The sequence below is a fragment of the Microbispora sp. H10836 genome (assembly GCF_012999525.1).
Classification (GTDB): domain Bacteria; phylum Actinomycetota; class Actinomycetes; order Streptosporangiales; family Streptosporangiaceae; genus Microbispora.
In genome coordinates this window covers 43,654-62,740 of record NZ_JABBWU010000027.1, presented here as the reverse complement: position 1 = coordinate 62,740, position 19,087 = coordinate 43,654, and the positions used below count along the sequence as shown (strand labels likewise).

The window sequence follows — 19,087 nt, the reverse complement described above, 5'->3', positions numbered from 1 at the left end:
ATCAGGTCGGGATCGGGGCGACGGACTCCCGCTCGACCAGGGTGACGTCCATGAACAGCGTGCCGGGCGGTGCCGGCTCCGGGTCCCGCAGGCGCCGGATCAGGCGCCGGGCCGCCTCCGCGCCCATCTCGTAGACCGGCTGCGTGATGACGCTCAGGGCCGGGGAGACCAGCACGGTCCAGTCGAGGTCGTCGAAGGCCACCACAGAGAGCCGGTCGGGCACCGCGATGCCGAGGTCGCGGATCGCGCGGTAGGCGCCGACCGTCATCAGGTTGTCCACCGTGAAGATCGCCCTGGGCGGGTTCTTCAGCGCGAGGACGCGCTTGGTCTGCTGATAGGCGGCCTCGGCGGCGTAGGTGCCGGTGCGCCGCACGAGTTCGCGGCGCACCGGCACCCCGGCGTCCCAGTGGGCCCGCAGGTAACCGAGCAGCCGGGCCTCGCTCGGGCTGAGCTCGCCCAGCGACACCTCGGCCTGCGGGGTGAGGAACCTGGCCCAGTCCTGCTCCCGCGGCTGGCGCAGCTCCGCGACGATCGCGACGCGCCGGTGGCCGAGGTCGAGCAGTCGCCGTACGGCCTGGTAGGCGGCCTTCATGCCGTCCACGACGACGGCGTCGGCCTCCAGGTGGTCGCTGACGCGGTCGAACAGGACCACGGGCGTGCCACCGGTCTGCGCCTGCGCCAGATGGTCGACCTGGGTGACGTCGGCGGGCGCGCAGATGATCCCGTCCACCTGCTTGTGCAGGAGCAGCTGGACCGCCTCACGCTCGCTGGCGAGGTCCTCGTCGCTGTTGGTGACGAGGGTGCTGAAGCCGTGCTCGTGCGCGACGTCGGAGATCCCCCGCAGCGCGCGGGCGAAGAAGGGACTCTCGATGTCGGCGCACACCACTCCGATGGTGTCGGTACGGCCGGTGCGGACGCTGGCGGCGAGGCGGTTGGCGCGGTAGTTGAGCTGCCGCGCCGCCTCCGCCACCCGCCGCCGTACGTCCTCGCTGACGCTTCCGTAACCCCCCAGCGCGCGCCCCGCGGCGGCCGTGGAGACGCCGGCGGTAACCGGCTCCGCCGCCGGCGCGCAGGCTCACCACCTCGCCCGGGGCGGCGACGTGCTGCCCCTTCGCCGGGAGCGGGGTCTCCTCGCCGTCCTGCCGGATGAGGACGATCGAGGCGGACGTGCCGGGCAGACCGCCGTCGAGCCCCTGGGGGGCGTGACCGGGATTGCTCTGCTCGGCCTCGGAGAGGAACTGCATGGGGTCGTCGGAGATGTTCCGGTAGTCGGCGCGGATGCCCAGGCCGCCCCGCGTGCGTCCCGCACCGCCGCTGTCGGGCACCAGTTCGTAGCGCTCGCCGCGCAACCGGTAGCTCGACTCGATGATCTCCGCGGGGATGATCGCGCAGTTGGCCATGTGGACGTCGACCGCGTCCGCGCCGTCGTGCGCCGCGGTGGCACCGGCCCCGCCTGCGACGTTGGCGAGCAGCACGACGCCGTCCCCGGTCTTCGGCGAGGCCGACTCGCAGATCAGCACCGGCCAGCCCACGAACCATTCGGACGACGCGCGGTGCGGCGCCGCCGGGGCGAGCGCCCGGGTCATGACGGACGCCAGCCGCTGGGAGGCCAGGTGCCGGTCGCCGACCGCGGCGGGGGAGATCGGGTTGACCGCCGAGCCCTCAGGGGCGTGGATGGTCACCGGCTCCATCGACCCCTCGTTGAACGGCACGTCGTCGGGCAGCAGGCACTTGATCGCGTAGTGCACCGGGGAGCAGTCAAGGGTTCACGGCGTTTTTTGACCCACTACAGCCACTTGTGTCACACCGAAGGACCAAGGTGATGTCGATCACATAAAGGGATCTTGTCGGCATAAAGGTACGCATGGAGATTTGCGGAGGATTCCACACCCCCTCTGGAGGCTCTCCGTGCTGTTACGAGCAGCCATCGCCGCGGTCGCCGTGACCGCGATCGGCGCGGTCCCGGCCCACGCGGCCACCGGCCCGGCCATCACCGTCGACCAGGGACGGACCCAGCCGGTCTTCTCCTACGCCGACGCCGTCCGCGAGCACGTCTACGTCGAGTCGAGCGTCGACAGCGACTCCGACGGCCGCCTCGACCGGGTCAGGGTCGACATCATCAGGCCCAAGGAGTCGGGGGCCGGGCTCAAGGTGCCGTCGATCATCGACGAGAGCCCCTACTACGACAACTCCGGGCGTGGCAACGAGTCCGAGCGCAAGGTGTACGACGCGGCGGGCGAGCCGGCCAAGTTCCCGCTGTTCTACGACAACTACTTCGTGCCGCGCGGGTACGCCGTCCTCAACGTCGACATGGTCGGCACCACGAAGTCCGACGGCTGCCCCGACGTGGGCGGCAAGGCCGACGTGCTGGGCGGCAAGGCGGTCGTCGACTGGCTGAACGGCCGCGCCCCCGGCTACCACGACGACGGCTCCCCCGCGGTGGCCGACTGGAGCACCGGCAGGGCCGGCATGATCGGCAAGTCGTACGACGGCACGCTGGCCAACGCGGTCGCGGCGACCGGGGTCGAGGGCCTGGAGACGATCGTCCCGATCTCCGCCATCAGCTCCTGGTACAAGTACCAGCGCTCCAACGGCGTCATCTACAACTACAACTACATGTCGTACCTGTCCCGGGTCGTCGACACCGACCCGGCCGCCAAGTGCGCGGCGAAGCGGGCCCAACTGGACGTCGACGCCGACGACGCCACGGGGAACTACAACGGCTTCTGGGCCGAGCGCGACTACGTCGCCGGGTCGCTCGGCGACGCGTCGAAGGTGCACGCCAGCGTCTTCGTCGTGCACACGGTCAACGACCTGAACGTCAAGCCCGACAACTTCTCCGTGTGGTGGCAGGCACTCGCCGACCGGAACGTGCCGCGCAAGATCTGGGTCGGCCAGTATCAGCACGTGGACCCCTTCGACTTCGAGGGGCGCCGCGACCTGTGGGTCGACACGCTGCACCGCTGGTTCGACCGCTGGCTGCTCGGCGTGGACAACGGGATCATGGAGGAGCCCCGAGCCGACGTGCAGGTCGGCCCGGCCGAGTGGATCACTCAGCGCGACTGGCCGACGCCGGCCGCCTCGACCCACTTCTTCCGCCCGTCCGCCGATGGTTCGCTGAACCTCAACCCCGGCAAGAACGGCGAGACCGCGAGCTTCACCGACATCCGCCAGTCGGAGGACGCGATGGTCGCCGACGTCGGCACGGCCAAGCCCGGACGGGTCGCCTTCACCACGGGTGAACTGCCGCGCGACCTGCGCATGTCGGGCACGCCCGAGGTGGACCTGCGGGTCTCGCTCGACAAGCCGACCTCGAACCTGACCGCGCTTCTCGTCGACTTCGGCGAGGACACCCGGGTCGACTGGCGCCGTGGACAGGGCATCACCACCCTCGCCCAGGAGGACTGCCACGGCGACAGCACCGCCGCCGACGACGCCTGCTACCGGAAGGTCGTCACCAACCTGGCCACGCGGCCGCTGGAGGTCGTGGCCCGCGGCTGGGCCGACGCGCAGAACCGCGACTCGCTCTCCGGGTCTTCGCCGCTGACCCCCGGCACGTACGCGCAGGTCAAGTGGAAGACCCTGCCGCAGGAGTACGTCTTCAAGAAGGGCCACAGGATCGGACTGGTGATCGCCGGCACCGACTCTAACTACAGCGGCGAGCGGGCCACCGGCACGACCGTCACCATCGACCTGCACAAGAGCCGGGTGGAGATTCCGCTCGTGCTCGGTGTCGGCCACGCGCTGAACGGCGGCGACATTCCCAAGGACAAGGGCACCTGGCACGGTCCCCAGCAGATCGACCTGCCGGTGCCGGACAACAAGCTCTACTGATCCCCTGACCGTCCTGTGACGCGGGCGCCGGGAGCCTCGTCCCGGCGCCCGCGTCTGAGGCCCCGCCTTCGTCGTAGTGTGATCGCATGACCGAGATCGTCGTGGAAGACGGCTCATGGACGGTCGATGTCGAGGCCGTGCGGATCACCCCCGGAAGCGGCCGCGACGTCCACGAGGTGCGCAAGGCCCTCGGGGACCTGGTGGTGCCGTTGGAGGCCGTGGCGGGCGCCGTGTTCGAGCCCTCCCGCAAAGGCGGGCACCTGCGGCTGCGGCTGCGGCCCGGCGCGGATCCGCTGACCGAGGTCGGCGCCGGGCTGCTGGCCGCCCCCGCCGACCCCTACCGGCTGGCTGTGCCCAAGGAGCGCAAGGCGGCGGCGGAGTACATGGCCGGTGAGATCCGCGATCTGGTGCAGCTGGCCCAGGTGCCGGAGGGGCCCTGTCCCGATTTCCTGTTGCCCGGTCCGGCCGTGCCGATCAGCGCCACGGCCGGTGACGGCACCGTGAGCTTCGACGGTGTCCGGGTCCGCCTGGAGTGGACGGGATTCGCGAAGACGGTCAAGCAGGCGGCCGGCGCACAGGAGTTCCGGCTGTCGGATCTGACCGGCGTCGAGTGGAAGCCCCAGGCGGGCCTGGCCTACGGAAGCCTGCGTTTCCACGTGCGCGGCGCAGGGCCGACCGGCCGGCCGGAGGAGGATCGGCGCTGCCTGTCCTGGGGGGTGCAGCGCTTCGGAGGGACGAGTGTCCTCGTCGGGGCCGCCGTGCTGGCGCGGCTGGCCCGCCACGCTCCGGAACCGCCCGCCGCACTGTCGCCGCCTGCCTCCGACGGGCGCGACCTGCTGATTCGGCGGCTCGGCGACCTGGGCGAACTGCACCGGAACGGAGTGCTGACCGACGAGGAGTTCAGCACGGCGAAGAAGGCGCTGCTGGACCGCATCGCCGAACTGTAGGGGGCGGGTTTCGATCTCTCCTGATCGGCAAGCTGGTGGATCCGGGATCACACCGACGGGAGAGGTCCCCGTGCGTTTCCACGCCGACCTGCACATGCACTCCAGGTACGCGTACGCGTGCAGCAAGAACAGCGACCTGGAGCAGCTGACCTGGTGGGCCCGGCGCAAGGGCGTCACGCTCATGGGCACGGGCGACTTCACCCACCCGGCCTGGCTGGAACGGCTGCGCACGGCTCTCGTGCCGGCCGAGCCGGGGCTGTTCCGGCTGCGCGACGACCTCGACCGCGAGGTCGCCGCCACGCTGCCGGACAGCGTGGCAGGCGCGCCCGTGCGGTACATGCCGTCGGTGGAGATCTCCACCGTCTACTTTCAGGGCGGCCGCTCCCGGAAGATCCACCACCTCGTCTATCTGCCCGGATTCGACCAGGTCGAGGAGTTCAACCGCGGCCTGGCCAAGGTCGCCGACCTCGGCGTGGACGGCCGGCCCACCGTGCGCATGAGCTCCCGCGAGCTACTGGAGGCCGTCCTGTCCTGCGGCGAGGGCGCCTACCTGGTGCCGGCGCACGTGTGGACGCCGTGGTTCGGCGTGCTCGGCTCGAAATCGGGGTTCGACAGCCTCGAGGAGTGCTTCGGCGACCTCACCGAGCACGTCTTCGCGCTGGAGACCGGGCTGTCTGCCGACCCCGCGATGATGTGGCAGGTCTCCGGCCTCGACGGATATCGGCTGGTCAGCTACTCGGACGCGCACTCGCCGCCCATCGTCGGCCGCGAGAGCACGGTCTTCGAGACCGACCTGGACTACTTCGCGATCGAGCGCGTCCTGCGCACCGGCGCCGGCCTGTGCGGCACGACCGAGTTCTTCCCCGAGGCGGGCAAGTACCACGTCGACGGCCACCGCAAGTGCGGCGTGCGCCTCGACCCGGAGGAGACCCGCGAGCTCGGCGGCCTGTGCCCGGTGTGCGGCAGGAAGCTCACGGTCGGCGTGCTCAGCAGGGTCGAGGACCTGGCCGACCGCCCGGCCGGCATGACCCCGCGCGGCGCGGCGGGCTTCCGCAACCTCGTCCCGCTCCCGGATCTCGTGGCCGAGATCCTGGGGGTGGGCCCGAAGAGCAAGAAGGTGAGCGCCGAGACCGACCGGCTCGTGGCCGCGCTCGGGCCGGAGCTCGCGATCCTCGGCGACCTTCCTCTCGGCGACATCGCCGCCCTCTCGCCGCCGCTCGCCGAGGCGATCGGCCGCCTGCGGAACGGCGAGGTGGCCAAGGACCCCGGCTACGACGGCGAGTTCGGCCAGATCCGCACCCTGGGTCCGTGAGGCGGCCGGTTGTGCGCCCCGCTTCAGGCAAACCTTTGATCATTTGTGCGGTATCTTCTGCCACCTCAGGATTGGGGTGCTGGATGGGGCTTTTCCCCGAAGAGAGCCAATGGGGACTGCTGACCGAGGCAGGGCTGCGGGAGGATTTCCAGGCCGCGTGGATCGAAGGCGACGACTTCGACGCGATCAAGGCCCAGTTGGGGATCGATCCCGCAGCGGTGCTCGAGTGTGACCTGGCCACCGCGTTGCGCTGGAGCACGATGGACGACCGCACCCGCGTCCTGTGGATGGGCGAGCACGCGCCCGGCTGGACGTTCGCCCTGACGCTCACCGGTTCGGCGGCCGACCTGAACCTGCCGGGCCGGCGGGTCTTCGACTTCTGCTACCTACGGGAGATCGACGAGTTCTACGGTGTCCCGGGCCTCTACCGCGAGGAGGGACTCGACGACCTGGAACTCAACGACGACCAGGGCGCCGAGGACGACCTCGAACCCCATCTGATCGCCGTCGGCCGGATCACCGGCAGGTTCGTCGACCGGGAGTGGCTCGCCCGGCGCCGCACCCTGTGCCGGATCGCGGCTGGAGCGAGGGCCTCATGACGGAGCAATGGCCCCTGCTGGCGGCGCGCGGGTTCGATGACATGTTCGCCGGGACCTGGATCGAGGGCGACGACCCCGACGAGATCGCCCGCGTCCTGGGCTCCGATCCCGCGACGGCGGTGCCCTGCGGCCTCGACGAGGCGATGCGGGAGTACGAGCCGTACGCGTTCAGGGAGCTCGTCTGGCTCGGCGAGCACTCACCCGGCTGGACCCACGCCATCACCATCGCCGGCCCGCGCCTGCGCACCGACGTGCTGGCCGCCACCGGGCGCAGATTCCTCCAGGTGGTGTGGGAGCCGTACGGCCTCGGCGTGCACGATCTGTACTACTCGGACGGGAGCACGGCCGGACGGCACAGCCCGACCGAGATCGCCGACCCCGGCTGGCCCTATCACCAGTACGCCACGGGACTCGCGCCACGCCGCCCCGGCCTGATCGACGTGTTCACGACGGGCGAGCCCGCCAGGCCCGAGGGCAGCCTCGGCCTGTGGCTGGACAACTGGCTCACCTTGGCGGGTCGCGTCTCGGGACGTCTCATCGACGAGCGATACCTCGACGCCACCCGGCGCCTGTACAGCGTCCCGATCTGACCAGGTCAGGTCAGAGGTAGGTGACGCCGGTCAGGGCCTCGGCGGCGGTCCACAGGCGGCGTCCGACGCTCGGGTCGGCCGCCTCCGCGCTGGGGCGGACCTCCACGACCCGGCCGCGCATCTCGAAGAGGCCGGACGGTCCGAAGAACTGACCGCCGCGCACGCCGGGCGCGGTCGCGGCGAAGAGTTGCGGCAGCGCCCCCCGCTCGGCCGGCTGCGTCACCAGCAGCCCGATCCGGGCGAAGATCCGCCCGGCCCGGGGGCGGTACTCCCAGGCCCGGGGGGTGAGATTGCTCCTGGACAGCCCGGGGTGGGCGACGACGCTGACGACCGGTGAGCCCGCGGCGCGTAGGCGGCGGTCGAGTTCGAGGCCGAAGGCGGTGGTGGCGAGCTTGGAGCGGCCGTACACGCGACTGGCGTTGAAGTCGCGCCGCGACATCAGGTCGTCGAAGTCGAGGTGGGCGTTCTTGTGCACGATCGAGCTGAGGCTGACCACCCGTGCGGCGTCCGCCCGGCCGAGATTGTCGAGCAGCAGGCCGGTGAGGGCGAAGTGACCCAGCATGTTGGTGCCGAACTGCAGCTCGAACCCGTCGGCCGTCGTGCGGGCGGGGCCGAGGAGGACCACACCGGCGTTGTTGACCAGCAGGTCGATCGCCGGGAAGCCGGCGGTCAGGTCCTTCGCGAACGCGTGCACCGACGCGAGTGAGGCCAGATCGAGCTCCCGCACCTCGATCTCGGCCCGTGGCGCGGAGCGCCGGATCGCCTCGGCCTCCCGCTCGGCGGCGGCGGTGTCGCGCACGGCCATCACGACGTGTGCGCCGTGCCGGGCGAGTTCGGTCGCGGTGACCAGGCCGAGTCCCGAGTTCGCGCCGGTGACGACGGCGACCCGGCCGTGCTGATCGGGGATGTGACTGGCGTTCCATTCGGTCATGGCGACGACGCTAGGACGGGGTCGCCGGGATTCGGTCGTACGCGTTTGCCTGGGAACGCCAGACCTACCTTCGGCGCGGACCGCACCGGCAGACTGCCGTCATGGCTGTCGACCACCCGTACGCCCGTGAGCTCGGCGATTTCCTGCGTGCCCGGCGCGGCCGGCTGCGCCCGCAGGACGTCGGCCTGGAGCCGGGGCCCCGGCGCAAGGTGGCCGGCCTGCGGCGCGAGGAGGTCGCGCTGCTGGCCGGGCTGAGCACCGATTACTACCAGCGCATGGAGCAGGGCCGTGAGGTGCGGCCCTCCGACCAGGTGCTCGACGCCCTCGCCTCCGCGCTCGATCTGGACGACGAGGAACGGCGGCACCTGTTCACCCTCGCCCGGGCGGCGCGGCGGCCGGCGGCCGTCCGTACGCGCCGCGCCCCGGAGCGCGTGCCGGACAGCACAAGGCGCCTGCTGCACGTCATGGGCACTCCCGCGGTCGTGCTCGGCCGGCACCTCGACGTGCTCGCGTGGAACGCCCTCGCCGAGGCGCTGCTCGGCGATCCGGCCACCCTGCCGCCGGGGCGGCGGAACATGCTCATGGCGCTGTTCGAGGATCCCGGGACCCGTGCGCGCTGCCCCGACTGGGAGACCACCGCTCTGCAGTACATCGGCATGTTGCGGGCCGCCGTCGCGACCGATCCGACCCACCCGCGCGCCACGACGATCATCGGCGAGCTGAGCATCCGCAGCGCGGACTTCCGCCGGCTCTGGGCCCGGCACGAGGTGCGTGAGACGGTCCACGGGACGAAGCTGTTCCGGCATCCCCAGGTCGGCGGGATCACCCTCGCCTGGGACGTCTATCCCCTGCCCGGCAACCCCGGGCCGGTCCTGCTCGTCTACACGGCCGAGCCCGGCACCGCGGACGACGAACGCATCCGGCTGCTCGCGTCCCTGCACGCCACCCGGGAGACGCGGAAAGCCCAGACCGAACGGCCTGGGCTTTCCGATGTGGTGCGCCGCCAGGGACTCGAACCCCGGACCCGCTGATTAAGAGTCAGCTGCTCTAACCAACTGAGCTAGCGGCGCAGAGCTCTTAGAGGTTATCGCACACCTCAGAGCGGTCAAAATCGGGCTAGAGTAGAACAACATTCGGTTATCAGCGGTTGGGAGCGCACATGTGGTTCGCCTCGCCTGACGAGGTCCGCGGGCGGCTGGCGGCCGTCGACTACCTTGCCGACGACGGCATCGCGACATCGGTGTTCCTGGCCGGGGCGCTGGGCAAGCCGCTGCTGGCCGAGGGACCCGCGGGGGTGGGCAAGACCCAGCTCGCCAAGGCCGTCGCCCAGGCCACCGGCGCCCGGCTCATCCGCCTGCAGTGCTACGAGGGCCTGGACGAGGCGCGGGCGCTGTACGAGTGGAACTACAAGAAGCAGCTGCTGCGCATCCAGGCCGACGACGGCGCCTGGGACGACATCTTCTCCGAGGAGTTCCTGCTGGAGCGCCCTCTCCTGAAGGCGATCAGGAGCGAGGAGCCCACCGTGCTGCTCATCGACGAGACCGACAAGGCCGACGTCGAGGTCGAAGGGCTGCTGCTGGAGATCCTGTCCGACTACCAGGTCACGATTCCCGAGCTGGGCACGATCACCGCCGCACGCCGGCCGTACGTCGTGCTGACCTCGAACGCGACCCGCGAGCTGTCGGAGGCGCTCAAACGGCGCTGCCTGTACCTCCACCTCGACTACCCCACCCCGGAGCGGGAGCGCGACATCCTGCTCGCCCAGGTGCCCGGGCTGCCCGCGGGCATCGCCGACCAGCTCGCCCGTACGGTGGCCACGCTGCGCGCGCTGGAGCTGAAGAAGTCGCCCTCGATCGCCGAGACCGTCGACTGGGCGCACACCCTGCTCGCGCTGGGCCGTACGGAGCTGGACGAGGCCCTCATCGGCGAGACGCTGGGCGTGGTGCTCAAGCACAACTCCGACCAGGTGCGGGCCGCCAAGGAGCTCGGCCTGCCCGCCCGGTGATGACCACGCCTCCCCCGCCTCCCCCGTCTCCCATGCCTCCCGCGTCCCTCGTGGACCGGCACGTCGGGTTCGTCCACGCCCTGCGGGCGGCCGGGCTGCCGGTCTCCCCGGCCGAGGGACTGGACGCGGCCCACGCGCTCATGGTCGTCGACCTGTCCGATCGGCAGACGCTGCGCGAGGCGTACGCCGCGACGCTGGTGAAGCGGCCCGCCCACCGGCCGGGCTTCGACACGCTCTTCGACCTGTGGTTCCCGCCGGTGATCAGCGGCGCCGAAGGCACCGCCGTCGCCGAGGACGCCGAGCTGCCCGAGCTGCGGGAGCGGCTGGCGGAGCTGCTGATGGGCGATCCGGCCGATCCCGCGTTCCGCGAGTTCGCCCGGGCCATGGTCGGGCGGTTCGGGCAGGTCCAGGCGGCCCCCGGCAGGCAGTCGTGGTTCTCCTTCCCCGTGCTGCGCGCGCTGTCGCCGGAGACGCTGGTGGCCCGGATGCTCGCCGCCATGCTCGACGAGCGCGGCGGCCTGCCGGAGAAGGTCGCCAGGCGGCACATCTCGCGGACCATCGAGGCCTTCACCGAGGCCGTCGCCGCCGACGTACGCCGCAGGATCGCCGAGGAGGCGGGCGTCGAGAAGGTCGCCAGGTCCGCGGTCCGGCCGCCGATCGACCAGGTCGACTTCCTACGCGCCACCAAGGACGAGCTGGCCCGGCTCCGCCGGGAGGTCTATCCCCTGGCCCGCCGCCTGGCCACCCGGCTGTCGATCCGGCACAGGCGCGGACGGCGCGGGCGGCTCGACTTCCGGCGTACGGTCCGGGCGTCGCTGTCCACGGGCGGGGTGCCGCTCACCACCTGTCTGCGCCCGCCGCGCCCGCACCGGCCCGAGCTGGTGGTGCTGTGCGACGCCAGCGACTCGGTCTCCACGTTCTCGCACTTCACGCTGTTGCTGACGTTCGCGCTGCGGGAGCAGTTCACCAAGGTGCGGGCGTTCGCGTTCGTGGACACCGTGGACGAGATCACCCGCCTGTTCGCCCCGGGCGCGGACGTGCTGGACGCCATCGGCCGCCTGACGAAGGAGGCCGACATCGTCAGGTTCGGCCGCACGGACTACGGCCACGTCTTCGAGCGCTTCGCCGAACGGTTTCCGGACGCGGTGGGCCCCCGGACGTCGCTGCTGATCCTGGGCGACGCCCGGTCCAACTACCAGGCCCCGGCGCTGGGCACGCTGAAACGGCTGGCCGGGCAGGCCAGGCACGCCTACTGGCTCAACCCCGAGCCCCGGGCCCAGTGGGACACCGGGGACTCGCTCGCCACGTCGTACGGCTCGGTCGTTCCCATGCACGAGTGCCGCAACGTCGCCCAGCTCGCCGCGTTCGTCGAGACGCTGGCCTGAGTCGATTCCCTTCGCCCGAATCGATTCCGGCCCGCGTCGGCGTGCTCAGCTCATGCGGCGCAGGATGCGGGCCGCCGTGCGGGCCAGCAGCTCGATCTGCTCCTCGTCGAACCCCGCGGACCCCTGGGAGCGGATCCAGCGGGCCACCCTGCGCGGGTAGGCGACGGTCAGCCCCTCGCCGTGCAGCACGCCGCCCCTGGCCTTGATCTTCCCGCCGTGCACGGCGAGCACCGGGGCGATCGAGACCTCGATGCCGGTCTCCTTGGTCAGCAGGGCGGCCATCGACCCAGCGGCCGAGATGAGGCCCTTGGCGACCGAGGTGCCGAACTTCTCGTCGAAGAACAACCGCTCGCCGTACCGCGCGATCAGGGTGTCGGGCGACCACGCCTCGTTGTCCACGATCCACACGCCGCCCGGCCCGATGACGAGGTGGTCGATCGACGCCTCGCCGGGCACGGCCCGGCCGTCCATCACCCGGTAGCCGTGCCGGCGCAGCCCGAGACGCAGCAGCCGTCCGGTGCGCACCTCGCCGCGGCGCTTGCCCCGCCACACGGCCGTGCGCTCGTGCAGGCGCCAGGCGACGAACAGGTCGGTGCCGCCCGCGAGGAGGGCCAGCCCGAGGCCGGCGCCGATCATGTTCAGCCCGAGCCGCGGGCCCACCAGGGTGCCGACCACGAACCCCGCGAAGGTGATGGCGGCCCGTATCCGGATGCGGTTCTTGCGTCCGGCGAACCAGAACGTCTCGTACAGGTTCTGCGGCGAGGCGCCGGTGAACTTCTCGTCCCTCGGGACGTAAATGGACCCACTGGGCACGCGAACCCCCCACACTAGGCATGCGGCTTTCTCCGGGATACCCGACCGGGAATCCCAACCCTCCTAAGGTGAGGGAAGTAGCGCAGTTACGCCAGTGCCGACACTTGACCGACCAGTCGGTATGCTTGATTCGAGAGACGAAGGAGGTCGGCATGGCCCGCCGCGTAACGGGGGATCGCGCGAACGGGGAGCACCCCGCGAACGGGTCCCTTGAGGAGCCGGTACGGCAGCGCCTGCTCGCCGAGGCCACCCGCCTGTTCGCCGAGCGGGGTTTCGAGAGCACGTCGGTGCAGGAGATCGTCGCGGGGGCGGGCGTCACCAAGGGCGCCATGTACCACTACTTCGACTCCAAGGACGACCTGCTCCACGAGATCTACGCCCGGGTGCTGCGCCTGCAGATGGAGCGCCTCAACCGGTTCGCCGACGCGGAGGGCCCGGTGGCCGAGCGGCTGCACGCGGCGGCGACGGACGTGGTGGTGACGACCGTCGACAACCTCGACGACTCCAAGATCTTTTTCAGGTCGATGCACCAGCTCGCGCCGGAGACGTACAAGAGCGTGCGGGCCGAGCGGCGCCGCTACCACGAGCGGTTCCGCGACCTCGTCGTCGAGGGACAGCGCGACGGCGTCTTCCGCGACGACATCCCCGCCGAGATGGTGGTCGACTTCTTCTTCGGCTCGGTCCACCACCTCGGCACCTGGTATCACCCGGAGGGCCCGCTGACCGGACAGGAGGTCGGCCGCCATTTCGCCGACCTCCTGCTCAACGCGCTGCGACCCTGAGCAGGCCCGGAAACACAGCTCACGCGGGTGCCGGGAGGTCGGCCGGGCCCGCCAGTGCCTCGCGGTGGTCGCCCGGCGTGCCCAGCGCGATCTGGTCGGCCTTGGCCCGCTTGAGATACAGGTGGGCGGGGTGCTCCCAGGTCATCCCGATGCCGCCGTGGAGCTGCACGCACTCCTCGGCCGCGTGCACCGCCACCGCTCCGCAGTGGGCCTGCGCCACCGCGACCGCCACCGCCGCGTCGTCGCCGAGCGGCCCCGCGGCGGGCGCCTCCGCCAGCCGGGCGGCCGCGTTGCGGGCCGCGGCCCTGGCCCCCACGACCTCCAGCCACAGGTCGGCCAGCCGGTGCTTGACCGCCTGGAACGACCCCACCGGCCGGGCGAACTGCCTGCGCTCCTTCACGTACGCGACCGTCGTGGTGAGGCACCACTCGGCCACGCCGAGCTGTTCGGAGGCGAGCAGCCCGGCGCTGCGCGCCAGCGCCTCCCCCACCCAGGGCGCCTCCATGCCGTCCCTCGTGGCGACGACGCGAGCGGCCGCCGAGTCGAACGACACGGTCGCGACGGGCCGGGTCAGGTCGAGTGAGGTGGCCGGCGTCACCCGCACCGCCTCTCCGGCGGCCGGAGACGCCTCCACCGCGCACAGGCCGGTGCCCTGCTTCTCGGACTGCGCGAGCCGTACCGGAACGAGCAGGACGTCGGCGGCCTCCGCGCCGATCACCCCGGTGACCGTGCCGGTCACCGTGCCGTCCTCGCCGAGGACGGCCCCGTCTCGATGCCACGGGGCCGGCGGCGCGTACGGCGAGGCGGCGAACGACACCGCGAGCGCGGCCGTCGCCTCGCCGGCGGCCAGCCGCCCCAGCAGCTCCACCGCGACGTCTCCCCGCGCGTTTTGCCCGGCGGCCGTCAGCAGGGCCTGGGTGGCCAGGACGGCGCTGCTCAGGTACGGCACGGGAGCTACGGCCCGGCCCAGCTCCTCCAGCACGACGGCGGCCTCGCGGGCCGACGCGCCGCCTTCACGGGAAGCGGTGCCGCCGAGCTCCTCCGGGATCAGCAGCCCGGCCACGCCGATGTCGCGGGCCAGCGCCTTCCACAGCTCCGCGTCGTACGGCGTGCCCGACTCCGTCGTCCGGGAGGCACGGTCGAGCAGGGCGGACGGGGAGCACTTGTCGGCGAGCAGGGCGCGCACGGCGGCCCGCAGCTCCTCCTCCACCTCCGTGTACAGCAGCGTCATCGGGGGAGGTCCTTCCAGGCGACGTCCTTGTCGGCGCGCGGCTCGGCGGGCAGGCCGAGGACGCGTTCGGCGATGATGTTGCGCAGGATCTCGGAGGTGCCGCCCTCGATCGAGTTGCCCTTGGCGCGCAGGTAGCGGTAGCCCGCCTCGCGGCCGATGAAGTCGACCGTGTCGGGCCGGCGGAACGTCCAGTCGTCGTAGGCCAGGCCGTCCTCGCGGAGCAGTTCCACCTCCAGGCCCGACAGCTCCTGGTGCAGCCGGGCGAAGGCCAGCTTCATGCCCGACCCCTCCGGCCCGGGATGCCCGGCGGCGAGCTGCTCGCGCAGCCGTACGGCGGTCAGCCGCATGACCTCCGAGTCCACCCACAGCTTGAGCAGCCGCTGGTGCAGGTCGTGGGTGCGCAGCTCGGGCCGGGAACGCCAGGTCTCGGCGACGACGCCCATCATCGTGCGACGGCTCGGCGTGCCGCCGATGGCGACCCGCTCGTTCATGAGCGTGGTCTGCGCGACCCGCCAGCCGTCGCCCACCTCGCCCAGCCGCAGCGAGTCGGGCAGCCGCACCCCGGTGAGGAAGACCTCGTTGAACTCGGCCTCTCCGGTGATCTGGCGCAGCGGGCGCACCTCGACGCCGGGCGCGTGCATGTCGCACACGAAGTAGGTCAGCCCGCGGTGCTTGGGCACGTCCGGGTCGGTGCGGGCCACGAGGATGGCCCAGCGCGCGGTGTGCGCGCTGGACGTCCACACCTTCTGCCCGTCCACCACCCACTCGTCGCCCTCGCGTACGGCGCGGGTGGCCAGCGTGGCGAGGTCGGAACCGGCGCCGGGCTCGCTGAACAGCTGGCACCACACCTCCTCGCCCGTCCACAGCGGCCGCAGGAAGCGCTTCTTCTGCTCCTCGGTGCCGAAGGCGAGGATCGTGGGGGCGGCCATGCCGAGGCCGATGCCGATCCGGCCCGGCTGGTTGTCGGGCGTGCCCTTCAGCTCGCGGTCGGCCACGGCCTGCAGCCCGCGGGGCGCGCCGAGCCCGCCGAGGCCCTCGGGGAAGTGCACCCACGCCAGCCCGGCGTCGAACCGGGCGCGCAGGAACTCCAGGCGGTCCATGGCCGCCGGGTCGTGCTCCGCGAGGAAGGCTCTGGCCCGCTCGGCGACCGATGCCTCATCCCATGTCACCAGCACATCACCCCATGTGTTTCTTGAGTTCGCGGTAGGCGAGCGACCGCTTGTGGACCTCGTCGGGGCCGTCGGCGAACCGCAGCGACCGCGCCCCCGCCCACAGCGCCGCCAGCGGGAAGTCCTGGCTCAGGCCGCCGGCGCCGTGCGCCTGGATGGCCTTGTCCAGGATCCACTCCACGGTCGCCGGACCGGCGATCTTGATGGCCTGGATCTCGGTGTGCGCGCCCTTGTTGCCGACCGTGTCCATCAGCCACGCCGTCTTCAGCACGAGCAGGCGCAACTGCTCGATGCGCACCCGGGACTCGGCGATCCAGTCCTGGATCACCCCCTGCCGGGCCAGCGGCTTGCCGAACGCCTCGCGCGACAGCGCCCGCCGGCACATCAGCTCCACGGCCCGCTCGGCCATGCCGATGAGCCGCATGCAGTGGTGGATGCGGCCCGGCCCGAGCCGCGCCTGGGCGATGGCGAAGCCGCCGCCCTCCTCGCCGATGAGGTTGTCCACCGGCACCCGTACGTCCTCGAACACCACCTCGGCGTGGCCGCCGTGGTCGGCGTCGTCGTAGCCGAAGACCGTCATGCCGCGCCGTACGGTCAGGCCGGGGGTGTCGCGCGGGACCAGCACCATGCTCTGCTGCCGGTGTTTGGGCGCCTCCGGGTCGGTCTTGCCCATCACGATGAAGATCTTGCAGTTCGGGTTCATCGCGCCGGTGATGTACCACTTGCGGCCGTTGATGACGTACTCCCCGCCGTCCCTCCTGATGGAGGTCGCGATGTTCGTCGCGTCGGAGGAGGCCACCTCGGGCTCGGTCATCGCGAAGGCCGACCTGATCTCTCCGGCCAGCAGAGGCTCCAGGTACTCCTTGCGCTGCCACTCGCTGCCGAACGCCGCGAGCACCTCCATGTTGCCGGTGTCCGGGGCGGCGCAGTTGGTGGCGGGCGGCGCGATGGCGGGCGACCTGCCCATGATCTCGGCGAGCGGCGCGTACTGCAGGTTGGTCAGCCCCGCGCCGCGTTCACCTGCTTTTTCGGAAGAGGGAAGGAAGAGGTTCCACAGGCCGCGCGAGCGGGCCTCGGCCTTGAGGTCCTCCAGCAGGGGCGGCGGACTCCACCCGCTGGCGGCCGCCTGTTCGTGAAAGGCGTGCTCGGCGGGGTAGACGCACTCGTCCATGAAGGCGAGCAGTCTCTCCCGATAGCGCTCCGTGGTCGCGTCGAACCCGAACTCCACTAGACCTCCATCAGCCCGCGGGCGACGATCGGGGCGACCTGGTCGCCGACCTCGGCGAAGCCCTCCCCCACCGTGAGCCCCTTCGTGTATCGGAAATGGATGCCCTCGGCGATCACCGCGAGCTTGAAGCAGGCGAGGCCGACGTACCAGCCGAGCCGGGACAGGTCACGGCCGGACGCCTCCCCGTAGTGGGCGGCCAGCTCGGAGCTGGGCGGCACCTCCCCGGCCGCTCCCCGGTCGAGCGAGGCGAACTCGCCGTACAGGAGGAACAACGCCAGGTCGGTGAGCGGGTCGCCGAGCGTGGACATCTCCCAGTCGAGCACGGCGCGCACCTCGCCGTCGGCGATCAGCGTGTTGCCGAGCTTGAAGTCGCCGTGGACGATCGCCGGCGCGCCGGAGACGGGCACGTCCCGGGCGAGCCGCTCGTAAAGGTCATCGATGCCGGGCACCTCGCGGCTGCGCGAGGCGTCGAGCTGCCGCTTCCACCGGGCGACCTGCCGCTCCAGGAAGCCCTCGGGCCTGCCGAAGTCGCCGAGGCCCACGCTCTCGGGGGTGATCGAGTGGAGGGCGGCCAGCACGTCCACCAGCCCGTGGGCGAGGGCGGGGGTGAGCGGCGGCTGCCCGCCCTGGACGTGTTCCATGACGTAGAAGGGCGCGCCGACGACCTCGGCGTCCCGGCACAGGTGGTAGGTGCGCGGGACCGGTACGCCGGTGTCCTGGAGCGCGCTCATGACCCGGTATTCGCGGCCCATGTCGTGCGCCGTCGCCAGGACGTGCCCGAGGGGCGGCCGCCGCACGACGTACGCGCTCTCGCCGTCTCCGACGACGTACGTCAGGTTGGACTTGCCCCCAACGATCAGCTCGGCGGTGAGAGGCCCTCGGGTCAGGCCCTCACGCTGGAGGTGTTCGGCAAGACGGGCGAGGTCGAGGCCGGGCGGGTCAGGGTTCACAGGGAAAGCATACCGACCAGCCGGTATGTGTGTCGACAGAGCCGGAAGTGGTCGTCCCCTATCGGGTCCGAGTGGCCCTCCGCTCGCACGATACGTCGCCGATAACGTCGTGAACATGACCGCGAAGATGCCCGCGCCGGCCGTGCTCGACGGCCGCGTCGTACGCCTGGAGCCGCTCTCCCCCGGCCACGTTCCCGACCTGTTCCTCGCGGCGCGGGACGAGGAGGTCTGGCGGTTCCGGCCGGAGCCCGTGCCGGAGACCGAGGACGACACGCGCCGGATGGTGGACAGACTGCTCGCCGATCCCCGCACCACACAGTTCGCGGTGGTCCTCAAGGAGACGGGCCGGGCGATCGGCTCGACCGGTTACTGGGACGTCGGCGGCTTCGACGAGAGCGTCGAGATCGGCTCCACCTGGTACGGCAGGGCCTACTGGCGCACCGCCGTCAACACCGAGTGCAAGATCCTGCTGCTCGACCACGCCTTCGCCCTCGGGTTCGCCCGCGTGGTGCTCAAGACGGACATCCGCAACCTGCGGTCGCAGGCCGCCATCGAGCGCATCGGCGGCGTGCGCGAGGGCGTGCTCCGGCGGCAGTACCGCCGCGCGGACGGCACCTGGCGCGACAGCCCCCTGTACTCGATCCTCGACGACGAGTGGCCCGCCCACCGCGCCCGCCTGCTGACCCCCCGGTAGATCACATGCTCGTGGCGACGCGAAGCAGGTCCCGGAAGGCGGCGTCCAGGTCATCGAGGGGCGGCACGCCTCCCGCGCCGACGACCGCGTCGAACAGCAGCCCCTCGACGTAGGCGACCATCTGGCGGCCGTGCCGTGCCGGGTCGGGCGAGCCGGCGGCGGCCAGCACCGCGGTGGCGAGTTCGCGGAAGCGGCGTCCTATCTCGTCGTAGGTCTTGCGCAGTTCCGGACGCCGGGTCGCCTCCAGGGCCAGCTCGTACCGCGCGATCGTGGTCTCCCGGTGCACGGTGACCGCGGCGTGCGTCATCCTCGCCAGGAGATCGGCCACCTCGTCCCGGGACACCTTGGCCTCGGGTGCGGTCGCGGCGGCGAAGACGGCCTCCTCGCGCTCCGCGAGCCGGGCCAGCGTCAGCTCGAGCAGCGCCGCGCGCGTACGCGCGTGGTTCGAGGTGGATCCCGGCGGCAGCCCGGCGGCCTCGTCGACCGCCCGGTGGGTGAGGCCGCGCATCCCCCGCTCGGCCAGGATCGCGATGGCCGCGTCGGCGACGAGGACCGCCCGCTGACTGCTCACCCTCACATCGTAGGGCTGGACTACGCCTGTAGTAAGCTTACTACAA

Annotated in this window: 18 protein-coding genes, 1 tRNA gene and 1 pseudogene; 10 read left to right on the top strand and 10 right to left on the bottom strand. The window is 71.6% G+C overall.

Annotation, left to right across the window (positions count from 1 at the left end):
* Position 1 precedes the first annotated feature (1 nt).
* Both HHX30_RS35260 and HHX30_RS42205 read right to left on the bottom strand, forming a co-directional pair.
* Positions 2 to 883 carry a substrate-binding domain-containing protein gene (locus HHX30_RS35260; RefSeq protein ID WP_169987823.1) on the bottom strand — a complete coding sequence of 294 codons (882 nt, stop codon included), beginning with the start codon at positions 881 to 883 and terminating at the stop codon, positions 2 to 4.
* 175 nt (positions 884 to 1,058) lie between these two features.
* Positions 1,059 to 1,748: pseudogene (locus HHX30_RS42205) on the bottom strand (hydantoinase B/oxoprolinase family protein); the annotation flags it as partial.
* Between the two features lie 160 nt (positions 1,749 to 1,908).
* On the opposite strand from HHX30_RS42205, the gene HHX30_RS35250 reads away from it, so the two are divergent.
* From HHX30_RS35250 to HHX30_RS35230, 5 genes are all read left to right on the top strand, one after another.
* Positions 1,909 to 3,834 (top strand): Xaa-Pro dipeptidyl-peptidase, encoded by a 1,926-nt coding sequence (locus tag HHX30_RS35250; RefSeq protein WP_169987821.1) that lies wholly within the window; start codon positions 1,909 to 1,911, stop codon positions 3,832 to 3,834.
* 86 nt (positions 3,835 to 3,920) lie between these two features.
* Positions 3,921 to 4,781: a DUF4429 domain-containing protein gene (locus tag HHX30_RS35245; RefSeq protein WP_169987819.1), complete on the top strand. Its 861-nt coding sequence runs from the start codon at positions 3,921 to 3,923 to the stop codon at positions 4,779 to 4,781.
* Positions 4,782 to 4,851: 70 nt separating this feature from the next.
* Positions 4,852 to 6,093, top strand: coding sequence for an endonuclease Q family protein (locus HHX30_RS35240; RefSeq protein WP_169987817.1), 1,242 nt, complete (start codon positions 4,852 to 4,854; stop codon positions 6,091 to 6,093).
* 83 nt (positions 6,094 to 6,176) lie between these two features.
* On the top strand, positions 6,177 to 6,692 hold the full coding sequence (locus HHX30_RS35235) for a hypothetical protein (RefSeq protein WP_169987815.1): 516 nt from the start codon (positions 6,177 to 6,179) through the stop codon (positions 6,690 to 6,692).
* Positions 6,689 to 7,282 (top strand): hypothetical protein, encoded by a 594-nt coding sequence (locus HHX30_RS35230; RefSeq protein WP_169987813.1) that lies wholly within the window; start codon positions 6,689 to 6,691, stop codon positions 7,280 to 7,282. Before HHX30_RS35235 ends, HHX30_RS35230 begins: the two co-directional genes overlap by 4 nt.
* Before the next feature lie 10 nt (positions 7,283 to 7,292).
* Here the strand turns inward: HHX30_RS35230 and HHX30_RS35225 are convergent, their stop codons facing one another.
* Positions 7,293 to 8,213: an oxidoreductase gene (locus HHX30_RS35225; protein WP_169987811.1), complete on the bottom strand. Its 921-nt coding sequence runs from the start codon at positions 8,211 to 8,213 to the stop codon at positions 7,293 to 7,295.
* Between the two features lie 101 nt (positions 8,214 to 8,314).
* Between HHX30_RS35225 and HHX30_RS35220 the strand changes: the two genes are divergently transcribed.
* The gene (locus tag HHX30_RS35220; RefSeq protein ID WP_169987809.1) at positions 8,315 to 9,244 is read left to right on the top strand and encodes a helix-turn-helix transcriptional regulator; all 930 of its coding nucleotides are present in this window, start codon (positions 8,315 to 8,317) and stop codon (positions 9,242 to 9,244) included.
* Here the strand turns inward: HHX30_RS35220 and HHX30_RS35215 are convergent.
* A tRNA-Lys gene (locus HHX30_RS35215) sits at positions 9,207 to 9,283 on the bottom strand. The two genes, HHX30_RS35220 and HHX30_RS35215, sit on opposite strands and share 38 nt — an antisense overlap.
* 89 nt (positions 9,284 to 9,372) lie before the next feature.
* Between HHX30_RS35215 and HHX30_RS35210 the strand changes: the two genes are divergently transcribed.
* Both HHX30_RS35210 and HHX30_RS35205 read left to right on the top strand, forming a co-directional pair.
* On the top strand, positions 9,373 to 10,218 hold the full coding sequence (locus tag HHX30_RS35210; protein WP_169987807.1) for a MoxR family ATPase: 846 nt from the start codon (positions 9,373 to 9,375) through the stop codon (positions 10,216 to 10,218).
* Between the two features lie 32 nt (positions 10,219 to 10,250).
* The gene (locus HHX30_RS35205; RefSeq protein WP_169987805.1) at positions 10,251 to 11,603 is read left to right on the top strand and encodes a VWA domain-containing protein; all 1,353 of its coding nucleotides are present in this window, start codon (positions 10,251 to 10,253) and stop codon (positions 11,601 to 11,603) included.
* Positions 11,604 to 11,648: 45 nt separating this feature from the next.
* Here HHX30_RS35205 and HHX30_RS35200 read toward each other — a convergent pair whose 3' ends face one another.
* Positions 11,649 to 12,416: a nuclease-related domain-containing protein gene (locus HHX30_RS35200; protein ID WP_169987803.1), complete on the bottom strand. Its 768-nt coding sequence runs from the start codon at positions 12,414 to 12,416 to the stop codon at positions 11,649 to 11,651.
* A 152-nt stretch (positions 12,417 to 12,568) separates the two neighbouring features.
* Between HHX30_RS35200 and HHX30_RS35195 the strand changes: the two genes are divergently transcribed.
* The gene (locus HHX30_RS35195) at positions 12,569 to 13,198 is read left to right on the top strand and encodes a TetR/AcrR family transcriptional regulator (protein WP_169987802.1); all 630 of its coding nucleotides are present in this window, start codon (positions 12,569 to 12,571) and stop codon (positions 13,196 to 13,198) included.
* Positions 13,199 to 13,217: 19 nt separating this feature from the next.
* On the opposite strand, the gene HHX30_RS35190 is transcribed toward HHX30_RS35195, so the two are convergent.
* The 4 genes from HHX30_RS35190 to HHX30_RS35175 are packed head-to-tail and all read right to left on the bottom strand — an operon-like array spanning position 13,218 to position 17,776.
* Positions 13,218 to 14,429 (bottom strand): acyl-CoA dehydrogenase family protein, encoded by a 1,212-nt coding sequence (locus tag HHX30_RS35190; RefSeq protein WP_169987800.1) that lies wholly within the window; start codon positions 14,427 to 14,429, stop codon positions 13,218 to 13,220.
* On the bottom strand, positions 14,426 to 15,598 hold the full coding sequence (locus tag HHX30_RS35185; protein WP_169987798.1) for an acyl-CoA dehydrogenase family protein: 1,173 nt from the start codon (positions 15,596 to 15,598) through the stop codon (positions 14,426 to 14,428). Before HHX30_RS35185 ends, HHX30_RS35190 begins: the two co-directional genes overlap by 4 nt.
* A gap of 7 nt (positions 15,599 to 15,605) precedes the next feature.
* A complete protein-coding gene (locus HHX30_RS35180) occupies positions 15,606 to 16,826 on the bottom strand; it encodes an acyl-CoA dehydrogenase family protein (protein WP_169987796.1) in 1,221 nt (406 codons plus the stop codon).
* Positions 16,826 to 17,776: a phosphotransferase family protein gene (locus HHX30_RS35175; protein ID WP_311922996.1), complete on the bottom strand. Its 951-nt coding sequence runs from the start codon at positions 17,774 to 17,776 to the stop codon at positions 16,826 to 16,828. Before HHX30_RS35175 ends, HHX30_RS35180 begins: the two co-directional genes overlap by 1 nt.
* 115 nt (positions 17,777 to 17,891) lie before the next feature.
* Between HHX30_RS35175 and HHX30_RS35170 the strand changes: the two genes are divergently transcribed.
* The gene (locus HHX30_RS35170) at positions 17,892 to 18,470 is read left to right on the top strand and encodes a GNAT family N-acetyltransferase (RefSeq protein ID WP_169987793.1); all 579 of its coding nucleotides are present in this window, start codon (positions 17,892 to 17,894) and stop codon (positions 18,468 to 18,470) included.
* A 1-nt stretch (position 18,471) separates the two neighbouring features.
* Here the strand turns inward: HHX30_RS35170 and HHX30_RS35165 are convergent, their stop codons facing one another.
* Positions 18,472 to 19,041, bottom strand: coding sequence for a TetR/AcrR family transcriptional regulator (locus HHX30_RS35165; RefSeq protein WP_169987791.1), 570 nt, complete (start codon positions 19,039 to 19,041; stop codon positions 18,472 to 18,474).
* Positions 19,042 to 19,087: the final 46 nt, after the last annotated feature.